Raw genomic sequence first — 12691 nt, 5'->3', positions numbered from 1 at the left:
TACCTGCGGGATCTGATGCAACGCTATCCCCGGCAACTCAAACTCGTGCTGGCCGCCTACAACGCCGGAGAAAATGCCGTTGACCGCTATCAGGGCATCCCGCCGTATCCCGAAACACGCAAGTATGTGAAAAAAGTGCTGAAAAAACACGCGTATTACAGTAACTGGCCCTAGACAACACAGGGACGAGGTACGAGTATCGAGTGACGAGGAAAAGCAGAGCTACGGCCCTGCTTTTTCATTTCCGCCAGTTTGTCCCTCCGGCAGTGCCGGAATCCAGAAAACAGTTGAAGACGCAGCTATCCGAGCGGGTGGTGTTGAGGGCGGCACTTTCCGGCTATCCTGCGTATAATGATATTCAGTCAACCTTTGCGGTTCTCCGCGTTCTCTGTGCCTTTGCGGTAAAAACTTATAGGAGAGAGATGGCTATCCTTCACGTCGATATGGATGCGTTTTACGCCTCGGTGGAGGTACGCGAGCAGCCGGCGCTGGCCGGCAGGCCGGTGATCGTCGGTGGATCGGCCGAGGGGCGTGGCGTGGTGGCGGCAGCCAGTTACGAAGCGCGTAAGTTCGGAGTGCACAGTGCCATGCCGATGATCCGGGCCCTGCGTCTGTGCCCCGATGCGGTGCGCCTGCCGGCGCGACTGGACTTTTATCAAAAGATATCACAACAGATCCGTGCGATCTTCGCCCGTTACACCCCCGAGATCGAACCTTTGTCGCTGGACGAAGCCTTTCTCGATGTGACCGCCAGCGAAAAGCTGTTTGGTCCTGCCCGGGAGATTGCCCTGCGAATCAAGCAGGATATCAGTGATGAATTGTCGTTGATCGGCTCGGTGGGCATTGCTCCCAACAAGTTTCTGGCCAAGATTGCTTCGGATCTCGACAAGCCCGACGGCCTGGTCGAGGTGGCGCAGGACCAGGTACAGAACTTTCTCGACCCGTTACCGGTTTCCAGATTGTGGGGCGTAGGCAAGGTCACCGGCGCCCGCTTCGAACAACTGGGTATTCGCAGCATCGGCCAGTTGCGTGGGCGTACTGCCGGGTTTTTAACGATGGAATTCGGCAAGTTCGGTACTCACCTGTGGGAGCTGGCTCACGGTCGGGATCCCCGCCCGGTTATTAGCGATCATCGTGCCAAATCGATTTCCATGGAAAATACGTTTGCGGCAGACATTCATGAGGCACAGATTCTGCGTGCCTGGCTAATGGATATGGCCGAACAGGTAGCCTATCGTTTACGCCAGCAGGATTTTTACGGACGTACCATCCAGATCAAGCTGCGCTTTGCCGATTTTAAAACCGTGACACGTGCACGTACGCTTGTTGAGGCCACATGCTCCACCCGGGATATATGTCATACAGCACTCGCTCTGCTGGAGGAAGCCTGGACCGCGCGCTCACCGGCGGTACGTCTGCTCGGTGTCGGTGTCAGCGGTCTGGGAGAGGACCCGCCGGCACAGCAACAGGGGGAGCTGTTTGGCAGCACAGCGAGGGACACGGACAAACAAGGGGAGCTTGACGAACTGGCCGATGCGATCAACAACCGTTTCGGCAAACAGCAGTTACGTCGTGGTGGCGGGATTACCCATCGTTAGGGCGTGTGATCGCGAGATTGTGAGGTTAGGAAAGCCGTGAACCGGACAGTAGGCCGGGAGCAGTCACGAGATGGTATGTGACGGCTTCGCAAAATTTGCTGTTAACGTATCGAACCTGCCCCCTTACACTTTGCTCGCATGCCCTCACGTCCCCCCCTTGCTGAGTTACAATAAGGCGAAGTAGTATCACATATTCAAGGAGTATTCATGGCCGATCTCGCCGCCAACCAGTCCGGGCCGAATGTGGTTTATCTCAGGGATTACACGCCGCCGGCTTATCTGATCGACAACGTGGACCTGCATTTCGATCTGGACGCAGCCTCTACCCGGGTCCGGGCTACACTGTCAGTACGGCGCAACAGCGAACATCCCGATGCCAATCCGTCCCTGTTTCTGGACGGCAATCAACTTGAGCTATTGAGCCTGCGTCTGGAGGGTGAACCGCTGGACGAAACGCGGTACCGGCTCGACGAAAAGGGGTTAACGATCCCTGACGTTCCTGAACAGTTTGAATTGATCATTGAAACCCGGATTAGGCCAGCTGCCAATACCGAGCTGGAAGGGTTATATGACTCGGGCGCTATGCTGTGCACCCAGTGCGAGGCGCAGGGCTTTCGTCGTATTACCTATTTCCCCGATCGCCCCGATGTTATGTCGCGCTATACCGTTACCCTGGTCGGTGACAAGGCGAAATATCCGGTATTGCTTTCCAACGGTAATCTGGTGAAAGCGGTGGATACCGATGACGGTCGCCACTGGGCACGCTGGGAGGATCCCAGTCTCAAACCCAGTTACCTGTTTGCACTGGTGGCTGGACAACTGGTTTGTCAGGAAGATAGTTATACCACCATGAGCGGCCGTAAAGTGGTTCTGCGCATCTATGTGGAAGAAGAAAACCGTCACAAATGTGATCATGCCATGACTTCGCTTAAACAGGCCATGCGTTGGGATGAGGAAACCTATGGCCGCGAATACGATCTGGATGTCTACATGATCGTGGCGGTCAACGACTTCAATATGGGTGCCATGGAGAACAAGGGACTGAATATTTTCAATTCTTCCTGCGTTCTGGCCAGCCCCGAGACTGCTACCGATCATGACTTCTACAATATTCAGAGCATCGTTGCCCATGAATATTTTCATAACTGGTCGGGGAATCGTGTCACCTGTCGCGACTGGTTTCAGTTGAGTCTCAAGGAAGGTTTTACCGTTTTCCGCGATCAGGAGTTCTCAGCGGACCTCAATTCGCGGGCGGTCAAGCGCATCGATGATGTGAATGTTTTGCGTACCCATCAGTTCGCTCAGGACTCGGGTCCCATGGCCCATCCGGTGCGGCCTGACCGTTACATGGAGATCAGTAACTTCTACACGGTCACTGTCTACAATAAGGGTGCGGAAGTGGTGCGCATGATCATGAATGTGGTTGGCCGAGAGGGTTTTCGCAAAGGGTGTGATCTTTACTTTTTTCGGTATGACGGACAGGCCGTCACGATTGAAGATTTCGTCAGGATTATGGAAGAGGCCAACCACGTCGATTTGGGCCAGTTTATGCGCTGGTACAGCCAGGCGGGGACGCCGGTACTGAAAGTAGACGAAGAATTCGATGAGCAGAGGCAGACCTTTACTCTGCATTTTGAACAGAGTTGTCCACCTACACCGGGCCAGCCGGAGAAACAACCGTTCCATATTCCCCTCGCGGTCGGGCTGCTGGATCTGCAGGGCGACGATCTGTTGCTGCAACTGGCAGGCGAGAACGTCCCGGCCGAAGCCCGCACCAGGGTATTGTCGATCACCGAAGCCAAACAGTCTTTCACCTTTACCGGCGTCAACCACAGACCGGTAGCCTCGCTCGGTCGCGGTTTCTCGGCGCCGGTAAAGATCCAGACCAGTTATGACGATGAACAGCTGGCGTTTTTGTTCGCCCACGATAGCGACGAGTTCAACCGCTGGGATGCGGGTCAACAACTGGTACTTAATATCCTGTTACGGATGATCAAGCAGTATCAGAAGAAAAAGCCCTTGATACTGGACGACATGTTTATTCGCGCATATCGCAAGATTCTGCTCAACCTCGATCTGGATAAGGCCCTGATTGCCCAGGCCCTGAGCCTGCCCTCGGAAGGTTATATTGCCGACCAATGCAAGGTCGTGGATGTCGAGGCAATCTTCGAAGTTCGACACTTCATGCGCCAGACACTCGCGTTTGAACTCAAGGATGAATGGCTTCGAATCTATAAAGCCAACAGCGGAGAAAAAGCCTATGCCTTCAACGCCGATGAAATGGCGCGGCGCTCTCTGCGTAATCTCTGCCTGGGTTACTTGCTGGAAACCGAGGAACAGGCCATGTTCGACCTTGCCATGCAACAGTATAGCCAGGCCAACAATATGACCGATACTCTGGCAGCTCTGTCGATGCTGGCTAATTACGCCATTCCTGAACGCCAGAAGACGCTGGAAGATTTCTATCAGAAATGGCAACATGATCAGCAGGTGGTGGAAAAATGGCTCGCAATTCAGGCCGGTTCGCGCCTGCCGCGTACCCTGCAGCATGTCAGGCAACTTATGCAGCATGAGGCATTCAGTTTGAAGAATCCCAATAAGGTCCGGGCCCTGATCGGTCGTTTCTGTGCCGGTAATCCTGTCAACTTCCATGCCGCCGACGGCAGCGGTTATCAGTTCCTCGGTGACGAGGTGCTGGAACTGGATAGTCTCAATCCCCAGATCGCCGCCCGGCTGGTGCAAAGCCTCAGCCGCTGGAAGCGCTACGACGAAAAACGCCAGGCACTGATGAAGCAGCAGCTGGAGCGTATTATTAGTAAGGAGGGGTTATCCAATGATGTCTATGAGGTTGCATCAAAGAGCCTTGAAGGCTGAAGTGGCACTTGTTCTTGTACACAATAGTCCTGCAAAAGGAGAAATCTATGAGCCTTAAGCAAGCTTACGAACAGAAATTGAAAGCCCAGCTGGATGAATGGAAAAATGAAATCGATATACTCAAGGCCCGCGCAGACAAGACTGAAGCTGATGTGCAGCTGGAATACTACAAAAATATCGAGTCATTGAGAGAAAAACAGGATGCCGCGCGTAACAAGCTGACTGAGCTGGAAAATGCCAGCGAAGATGCCTGGGAAGATCTCAAGGCCGGCATAGAAGTCGCATGGGCTGATCTGCGAGATTCAATAAAATCAGCCAGTTCGCACTTCAAATGATTTTCAGCATTGCTCTGCGTCGATAGTTATTATCTCGATCCTGAATATTGGGCTCCCCTGCTGGGTCTTAACAATAAATTAACGCGCAAGTACCAGGTACGCAAAGTATCCAGCCCGGATTATCGGTATATCCTTGAAAAATAGGGTTGTTGAATTCAGGGGGCCTCGGGGCAGACAGGTCCCCGGTCTTGTGTCGCTCTGCTGACAGACAAAAGTGCCCGGTTCTTGTGATCACCGGCGGTCTTCGGTTAAGCCACTATTGCAGGCAATTTCTTTTTATGGTTTTCGAGGTTCGAGAGCAGATACCGATAAATGGCTGCCGCTAATCTGATCTGCGCAGAAAAACTATACGGAGTACAGAATCGGGTATGGCAGGCCAACTGATCAGAGTGTTTCAGGTCAATCGTGTGCCTCCGCTTGAAGTCCGTTTTTTTCTATCCCCAGCCGCTTAATGCGTGAGGCCAGAGTAGTGGGTTTCATGTTGAGCAGCTCGGCAGCTCCGGTTTGACCAAAAATCCGGCCTTTGCTCTTTTGCAGGGCAAGACGGATATTATTTATCTCAAGCACGCGCAGTTCATCGCAGGTCATCAAGTTGCCGGCGTAGATTTCTTCCCTGGCCACTGGTGGATTGTACATCGGGTACGGCGTTGTATTTGGAACCGGCAGATCGAAGCTCAGACGGTCGCCTCGTGAGAGAATCACGGCCCGTTCTATCACATTCTCCAGTTCACGAATATTTCCCGGCCAGCGGTAGTCGGCCAGGCGACGAATGTCTCCCTGGGTCAGCCGTACCTGTGGTTTGTTGAGTTTCTGTCTGGCATGGTTAAGAAAGTGAGAAGCGAGTAGAGGGATATCATCCTGGCGTTCACGCAGTGCAGCCGATTCGACCGGAAAAACATTCAGCCGGAAATAGAGATCCTCGCGGAACAGTTTTTTACGCACTGCCTGAAGTAGATCACGGTTGGTCGCAGCGATTATACGTACATTGACTTTACGAGTACGGCTGTCTCCGACCCGTTCAAATTGACCTTCCTGCAATACCCGTAACAGTTTGCCCTGCAGTTCAACAGGAATCTCGCCGACTTCATCAAGAAACAGTGTACCGCCATCTGCCAGCTCGAAACGTCCGGCGCGATCGCCTGTGGCACCGGTAAATGCTCCTTTTACATGACCGAAGAACTCGCTTTCAAACAGTTCACGCGGAATCGCTGCGCAGTTGACCCGAATCAGGGGACGTTCACTACGGCCGCTGGATTCATGAATTGCGCGCGCAATCAGTTCCTTACCTGTGCCTGACTCGCCGCTGATAAGTACATTTGCTTCGGTTGGTGCTACCAGTTGAATCTGATGAATGGTACGCTGGATGGCTGTACTTTTACCGACGATCTCCTTGTAGTTGTATTCGCTGCGAATTTCTTCCTGCAGATAGGCGTTTTCCTGTTCCAGACGTAGCTTGAGCTGATTGACCTCTTCCAGTGCGGCATGCAGATTATGCTCTGTCTCCTTGCGCTCGGTAATGTCACGGAAGATCACCACTGCACCTACCAGACGGCCATGATCGGTCACCGGGGTGCTGGTGTATTCAACCGGAAAGGCGGTACCATCCTTGCGCCAGAATATTTCATTGTCGACACGGTGTACCGCACCGTCATGAAACGCGGCATAGATCGGACAGTCTTCCACGTGATAATGATCTCCATCAGCATGGGTGTGATGGATTAGGGTGTGTATATCTTTACCGACGACTTCTTCCGCCTGCCAGCCGAGCATTTGCTCTGCTGCCGGATTAAGAAAGGTGGTCTGACCGCTGGCATTTACCCCATATATACCATCTCCCACGGCCTGTAGTAATAATTGATTTTCGCGTTCGATCTCCTGAAAAATTTCTTCGATCTGTTGCCACTCGCCCAGCCCTCGTCGGATGTAGTTATCGGCCCGGGCCTTTTGCTCCTGCTTTTTCAGCTGTCGACGATCTCGGATTAGCATGGCCAGCAATGATTGTTCGTTGATACGGATTGCACATGCGGAGACTTCGATCTGCAGGGGATGACCATCACGGTGACAACAACACAGATCCAGACTCCAGCCGCTTTGTTGTGTCAGAACCTGATCGGTGAAGTTTATCAAATCGACAATGCAATGTTTGAATAATTGACTAACCGACAGACTTGAGAGATCGGACTCGCTGTAACCCAGATGCTGTTGTGCAGTGACGTTACTCATCAGTAATCGATCGGCGTAGGGATCAATGATAAGCAGAGACTCATTAATAGTTTGCAAAGTCTGCCTTGCCAGGGTGTTCTGAAGATCAGTATTGAGGAGCATGAGTTTTTATCCTGCTTTTTGATAAGTCGGCTAGTTACAGGCTGTGGCCAGAAATGACTCTTACTTCCTCTTTGCAGAAAGTGTTCCAGATTACGTTATTTCGTAAGTAGCGCTCGGCGATTTCGTAATCTACGAATTTGCGTAATAGTCTAAATGGGGTGGATTGACGTTTTTCTGCAGTATTTCAGAGACTTATATTTAGTTCGCAATGCTGGTATGGCAATTGCAGAAGTTGATACCAGAAGCAGCCTGCGGTCACAGCCGATGAACACCGTGGCCAACTGGTGAGGCATTGCATCATGCTGGCACGCATGCACCAGTGTAGTGCGCATGGGTGATTTTTAAATGTAGCGAAGCGAAGAGGTAGGAAACCATGACTAACAAGAGCCTTGATAATCCATTTGATCCCAACAGTGACCTGAGCCATGGTGCTGCCTGTACCTGTAAGGCCTGTAATCCGTCAACTGGCAGTGGTGATAAGCACACAACACACCAGGCCAGCCATGCTGATCAGGTCGTTGAGCAAAACCTGTCTACATTCGAGAGCCCCGAGGATCTGATGGATCGTGCGGTGGAAAGCGCCGTGGTTCGTGCGGTATTTGGTCACAATGAAGTCTCACGTCGTTCGTTCATGAAACTGGTTGGAGCGGGTACCGCCGCCGCTGCGCTGGCAAGTATCTTTCCCATGGAGGCTGCCAAGGCGGCGGTCAAGGACAGCCTGGGTCCACTGGAGAAGAAAAAACTCAAGGTCGGATTTGTGCCGATCACCTGTGCTACGCCGATCATAATGGCCCATCCGATGGGGTTTTATGAGAAATATGGTCTCGATGTGGATGTCATCAAAACTGCTGGCTGGGCTGTCTCCCGGGACAAATCCCTGAACATGGAATATGACGCGGCGCATATGCTGACACCAATGCCTCTGGCAATATCCATGGGTGCCGGTTCCACAGCCAAACCGTTTTTGATGCCTGCGGTGGAAAACATCAACGGCCAGGCGATTACCCTGCATAACAAGCATAAGGACAAGCGCGATCCTAAACAGTGGAAAGGTTTCAAGTTTGGTGTGCCGTTCGAGTATTCGATGCACAACTTTCTGTTGCGCTATTATGTTGCCGAACATGGCCTGGATCCGGACAAGGACATCCAGATCCGGGTGGTCCCGCCACCGGAGATGGTGGCCAATCTGCGAGCGGGTAATCTGGACGGCTATTTATCACCAGATCCATTTAATCAGCGCGCTGTCTGGGAGAAGATCGGCTTTATACATCTGCTAACCAAGGAGATCTGGCAGGGACATCCCTGCTGCGCCTTTGCCACCAGCGCAGAGTTTGCGCGTGAAAATCCCAATACCTACGGTGCGTTGTTCAAGTCCATTGTGGATGCTACTCATTTCTCGGCCAAGCAGGAGAACCGCAAGGATATTGCCCAGGCTATTTCCGCCAAGGGCTATCTCAATCAGCCGGTCCCGGTTGTCGAACAGGTGCTGACCGGACGTTTCGCTGATGGACTCGGTAATGTGCGTAACGAACCTGATCGTATCGACTTTGATCCCTTCCCCTGGCATTCGATGGCTGTCTGGATTCTGACCCAGATGAAACGCTGGGGTTATATCAAGGGCGATGTAAATTATCAGGGTATTGCCGAAGAAGTCTATCTTGCATCCGAGTGTGGCGAACTCATGAAGGAGCTGGGTTATGAACCCCCGAAGGAAACCTATGAAAATTACACCATCATGGGTAAAGAGTTCGACTATACGAAACCCGAAGAATATGCCAAGAGCTTCGCGATAACGAGGGCCTGAAGCATGGATGTCTTTCAGAATCTCAATGTTAGGGCGGCCCTCCTGTCAGTGGCTCTCCTTGTTCTGTTCCTGACTATCTGGGAACAGGGTAACAAGCCTCCTGACGCGGACAAGTCGATGACCGAGTATGAACGGCTTATGGGAGGATCCCAGCCACAGGCTCGGGTCCCTAACCCGACTGAAATCGGTGCCCTGGCGATAAAGGAATTAAGTGATCCGTTCTATGACAAGGGGCCGAATGATAAGGGTATCGGCCTTCAGCTGCTCTATTCACTCCAGCGTGTCCTGATTGGCTATCTGCTAGCCGCACTTATCGCAATTCCGGTCGGTTTTTTGATCGGGATGTCACCACTGATGTATAAAGCGCTGGATCCCTTTATTCAGGTTTTAAAACCGATCTCGCCGCTGGCCTGGATGCCTCTGGCATTGTTCATTCTCAAGGATTCTGAGGTGTCCTCAGTATTTGTCATCTTTATTTGTTCTATCTGGCCCATGTTGATCAATACCGCTTTCGGTGTCAGTGCGGTGAAAAAAGATTATCTCAACGTCGCATGGACCCATGAACTTGGACCGATGCGCACCGCGTTTCTGGTGGTGTTGCCAGCCGCAGCACCGACCATACTGACCGGTATGCGGATATCAATCGGCATTGCCTGGCTGGTGATTGTTGCCGCAGAAATGTTGGTTGGCGGTACAGGTATTGGTTATTACGTGTGGAATGAATGGAACAACCTGGATCTGACCAGCGTGGTGTTCTCCATCCTTATGATAGGTTTGGTGGGCATGTTACTTGATCTCATGCTGGCCAAAGCAACACGCATGGTCCAATACGCGGAGTGAAACAATGAGTAAGAAAAAATACTTTCTCGATGCACAGGGGCTGGTCAAGCAATTCCCCGCCCCCAAGGGAGGCGAACCGTTAACGGTGTTCGAAAATCTGAATTTCGGCATCAACAAGGGCGAGTTTGTCTGCATCATCGGCCATTCGGGCTGCGGCAAGTCGACCATTATGAATATTCTGGCTGGCCTGGATCAGGCCAGTGGCGGTGTGGTGTTGATGGATAACAGGGAAGTAGCCGGTCCGAGTCTGGACCGTGGGGTGGTATTCCAGAATTACAGCCTGCTGCCATGGATGAGCTGCCTGAAGAACATTACTTTCGCGGTGAAATCCCGCTGGCCTCAGTGGAGCAATGAACAGGTTTACGAGCACAGCATGAAATATATCGAGATGGTGGGGCTCAAAGGTGCCGAGCTACGCAAGCCATCACAACTCTCTGGCGGTATGCGTCAGCGTGTGAGTATTGCCCGTGCCTTCGCCATCGAACCTAAACTGTTACTGCTGGACGAACCGTTCGGTGCGCTGGACGCCCTGACCCGTGGGATGATTCAGGAGGAACTGATCAAAATCTGCGAACAGACCGGGCAGACTGTATTCATGATCACCCATGATGTGGATGAAGCTATTTTGCTGGCCGATCGCATCTTTTTGATGAGCAACGGTCCCAATGCGACCATTGCCGAGTCGGTGGTAATCGATATTCAGCGGCATCGTGATCGGGAAAATATCATACATAACCCCAACTATTATCCGATTCGCAACCACCTGGTGGACTTCCTGGTGAAACGTTCCAAGGAACTCAATGACCCGGATTCGCCCCGCATACCACACAACGAAAACGCCAGACCGGCCTATCCCCCGGAAGTGAACCCGGCAACCGGGCAGGTCAGCCAATTACTTGAAACCGAAAAGACCGTAGGCAGTGAACAGACTCGCCAGGTCGTGAACCTGCAATAACCCAAGGAGAACCTCATGAGTGCAACTGCAGAACATCTCGTTACCCCATCCAGTTCCCTGGCCAAAGGTCGGCTCAGCAAGGAAGAAATGACCGAGGCAATTATAGCCGCGAAAATCGACAAGCAAACAACCTGGCAGGCGATTGCCGATCAGGTAGGCGTCGGGGTCATCTGGCTCACTTCGGTTTGCTTCGGCAAAAACAGCGCCAGTAAAGACATCGCCGACAAACTGTGTGGTGTACTGGACCTGGACTCGCAAGTCAGTACGGCTCTGCAGGCGTTTCCCCATAAATCCTGGAACTGGAGCGTACCGCAGGATCCGGTGATCTACCGGTTTTATGAGCTGGTCGGGGTATATGGCGACACTATCAAGGAAGTTATCCATGAAAAATTCGGTGATGGCATCATGAGTGCTATCGATTTCAGTATGGAGATTGAGAAGGAAGAAAATCCGGCAGGCGATCGGGTGGTTCTGACACTAAACGGAAAATTCCTGCCCTACAAGTCCTGGTGAACGCCGCCAAGAATACATTATACCGATTATCCCGCAAATAACGCCCCCTCCATCAATCGGGTGGGGTGCTTTGCTTTGCGGGTTTCTATACTGATCCGCCATGCTCGGGACACCAGAGTCAATAAAGATCCTGTAAACTGTCTGTTTGAAACAGATTACGGGATACAGACATGCACATCTGGGTTGATGCCGACGCCTGTCCGGCGGTGATCAAGGAGATCCTGTTCCGTGCGGCTCAACGCACGGAGACATCGATGACACTGGTTGCGAACCAGTATGTCAAGGCTCCCCGATCACGCTATATTAAATCCATGCGAGTCGAGCACGGATTTGACGTGGCGGACAACGAGATTGTACGGCGCGTCGAACCGGGTGATCTGGTCATTACCAGCGACATCCCCCTGGCGGCCGAGGTAATCGAAAAAGGCGGGCAGGCGCTGAGTTTTCGCGGCGAGTTGTTTACTCTCGATAATATCCGCTCGCGCCTGAACATGCGCGATTTCATGGATACGCTACGGGCCAGCGGGGTGGACACTGGCGGGCAGGCGGCAATGAGCCAGACCGAGCGCCAGACGTTTGCCAATCATCTTGACAGGATCCTCACCCACAGCCAGCCCTCTGTTTGAACTGCCATGCTGAAACTGCTTCACACCATCGAGCAACACGACCCGGACGCTCTGATCCGGACTCTGAAACGGGAGCTGGAATCAGGTGTCGGGGTGAACCTGCCGCTGGATCGGGCTACCAGTGAGAGTGGTTATCCTGATGCGATCGATCTGCAAGTGAGCGTACTGGGCATCGAGCAGGATGACCGGATGCTGCATGCCCGCATCGGGGTATTTTTCACCGAGATCATCGCCAACTGCAGTTGTGGGGATGAGCCACTACACAAACCAGCCTTTTGCCGTATGCAGTTAAGCATTGATCGGTGCACCGGGGCGGCCGTCGCCAGTGTTATGGTGGATTGAGTTTATGTTGCGCGTCTCAAAGGATATCGCTATTCCCGACAGAGAGATCGACATGCAGGCGATCCGCGCCCAGGGGGCTGGCGGTCAGAATGTGAACAAGGTGGCTTCGGCCATACATCTGCGCTTTGATATCAATGCCTCATCGCTGCCGATGCCCTATAAACAACGTTTGCTGGCCTTGTCCGATCAACGCATCTCCTCTGAGGGGGTAATCGTGATCAAGGCGCAAGGTTATCGCAGCCAGGAGAAAAACCGCGAGGAGGCACTGGAACGGCTGCGTGAGCTGATACGCTCGGTGCTGGTGACGCATAAAAAACGCAGGCCGACCCGACCGACACGTGGGTCGGTCAAGCGCCGTCTGGAATCCAAACAAAAGCGTAGTAAAATCAAGCGTAATCGCGGCAAGGTTCGTGCCGACGAGTAGTTATGTCGGTTGTCCCGGGATAGACAGATTCATATACTTAGTCCTGACTTTTGAA

12 protein-coding genes are annotated in these 12691 nt (G+C 52.6%); 11 read left to right on the top strand and 1 reads right to left on the bottom strand.

Annotated features, from left to right (window positions below; genetic code table 11):
• Positions 1–3: 3 nt before the first annotated feature.
• From R6U90_RS03855 to R6U90_RS03840, 4 genes are all read left to right on the top strand, one after another.
• A complete protein-coding gene (locus tag R6U90_RS03855; protein ID WP_410351349.1) occupies positions 4–174 on the top strand; it encodes a lytic transglycosylase domain-containing protein in 171 nt (56 codons plus the stop codon).
• A gap of 248 nt (positions 175–422) precedes the next feature.
• On the top strand, positions 423–1598 hold the full coding sequence (gene dinB / locus R6U90_RS03850) for a DNA polymerase IV (RefSeq protein WP_410351341.1): 1176 nt from the start codon (positions 423–425) through the stop codon (positions 1596–1598).
• A 207-nt stretch (positions 1599–1805) separates the two neighbouring features.
• Complete coding sequence (gene pepN, locus R6U90_RS03845; protein WP_410351340.1) at positions 1806–4472, top strand: aminopeptidase N; 2667 nt, start codon at positions 1806–1808, stop codon at positions 4470–4472.
• Between the two features lie 47 nt (positions 4473–4519).
• Entirely contained in the window at positions 4520–4807 is a 288-nt protein-coding gene (locus tag R6U90_RS03840) for a coiled coil domain-containing protein (protein ID WP_410351339.1), read from the top strand.
• Between the two features lie 399 nt (positions 4808–5206).
• On the opposite strand, the gene R6U90_RS03835 is transcribed toward R6U90_RS03840, so the two are convergent.
• Complete coding sequence (locus R6U90_RS03835) at positions 5207–7132, bottom strand: sigma 54-interacting transcriptional regulator (protein ID WP_410351338.1); 1926 nt, start codon at positions 7130–7132, stop codon at positions 5207–5209.
• A 373-nt stretch (positions 7133–7505) separates the two neighbouring features.
• On the opposite strand from R6U90_RS03835, the gene R6U90_RS03830 reads away from it, so the two are divergent.
• From R6U90_RS03830 to arfB, 7 genes are all read left to right on the top strand, one after another.
• Positions 7506–8936, top strand: a complete 1431-nt coding sequence (locus R6U90_RS03830) for a CmpA/NrtA family ABC transporter substrate-binding protein (protein ID WP_410351337.1) — start codon at positions 7506–7508, stop codon at positions 8934–8936.
• 3 nt (positions 8937–8939) lie between these two features.
• Positions 8940–9776: a nitrate ABC transporter permease gene (ntrB, locus tag R6U90_RS03825; protein ID WP_410351336.1), complete on the top strand. Its 837-nt coding sequence runs from the start codon at positions 8940–8942 to the stop codon at positions 9774–9776.
• A gap of 4 nt (positions 9777–9780) precedes the next feature.
• Entirely contained in the window at positions 9781–10731 is a 951-nt protein-coding gene (locus R6U90_RS03820) for an ABC transporter ATP-binding protein (protein ID WP_410351335.1), read from the top strand.
• A 15-nt stretch (positions 10732–10746) separates the two neighbouring features.
• Complete coding sequence (gene cynS / locus R6U90_RS03815; RefSeq protein ID WP_410351334.1) at positions 10747–11244, top strand: cyanase; 498 nt, start codon at positions 10747–10749, stop codon at positions 11242–11244.
• Positions 11245–11414: 170 nt separating this feature from the next.
• On the top strand, positions 11415–11870 hold the full coding sequence (locus R6U90_RS03810) for a YaiI/YqxD family protein (protein ID WP_410351333.1): 456 nt from the start codon (positions 11415–11417) through the stop codon (positions 11868–11870).
• 6 nt (positions 11871–11876) lie between these two features.
• Positions 11877–12212, top strand: a complete 336-nt coding sequence (locus R6U90_RS03805; RefSeq protein WP_410351332.1) for a hypothetical protein — start codon at positions 11877–11879, stop codon at positions 12210–12212.
• Between the two features lie 4 nt (positions 12213–12216).
• Positions 12217–12636, top strand: coding sequence for an alternative ribosome rescue aminoacyl-tRNA hydrolase ArfB (gene arfB, locus R6U90_RS03800; protein WP_410351331.1), 420 nt, complete (start codon positions 12217–12219; stop codon positions 12634–12636).
• Positions 12637–12691: the final 55 nt, after the last annotated feature.

The sequence above is a fragment of the Thiohalophilus sp. genome (assembly GCF_046483665.1).
Classification (GTDB): Bacteria; Pseudomonadota; Gammaproteobacteria; order UBA6429; family Thiohalophilaceae; genus Thiohalophilus.
This window is presented reverse-complemented; position numbering and strand designations above follow the sequence as displayed.

Excerpts from the sequence above, each read along its gene's own strand:
- dinB (WP_410351341.1), top strand. The coding sequence starts at position 423 with ATGGCTATCCTTCACGTCGATATGGATGCGTTTTACGCCTCGGTGGAG.
- pepN (WP_410351340.1), top strand. The coding sequence starts at position 1,806 with ATGGCCGATCTCGCCGCCAACCAGTCCGGGCCGAATGTGGTTTATCTC.
- R6U90_RS03840 (WP_410351339.1), top strand. The coding sequence starts at position 4,520 with ATGAGCCTTAAGCAAGCTTACGAACAGAAATTGAAAGCCCAGCTGGAT.
- R6U90_RS03835 (WP_410351338.1), bottom strand. The coding sequence starts at position 7,132 with ATGCTCCTCAATACTGATCTTCAGAACACCCTGGCAAGGCAGACTTTG.
- R6U90_RS03830 (WP_410351337.1), top strand. The coding sequence starts at position 7,506 with ATGACTAACAAGAGCCTTGATAATCCATTTGATCCCAACAGTGACCTG.
- ntrB (WP_410351336.1), top strand. The coding sequence starts at position 8,940 with ATGGATGTCTTTCAGAATCTCAATGTTAGGGCGGCCCTCCTGTCAGTG.
- R6U90_RS03820 (WP_410351335.1), top strand. The coding sequence starts at position 9,781 with ATGAGTAAGAAAAAATACTTTCTCGATGCACAGGGGCTGGTCAAGCAA.
- cynS (WP_410351334.1), top strand. The coding sequence starts at position 10,747 with ATGAGTGCAACTGCAGAACATCTCGTTACCCCATCCAGTTCCCTGGCC.
- R6U90_RS03810 (WP_410351333.1), top strand. The coding sequence starts at position 11,415 with ATGCACATCTGGGTTGATGCCGACGCCTGTCCGGCGGTGATCAAGGAG.
- R6U90_RS03805 (WP_410351332.1), top strand. The coding sequence starts at position 11,877 with ATGCTGAAACTGCTTCACACCATCGAGCAACACGACCCGGACGCTCTG.
- arfB (WP_410351331.1), top strand. The coding sequence starts at position 12,217 with ATGTTGCGCGTCTCAAAGGATATCGCTATTCCCGACAGAGAGATCGAC.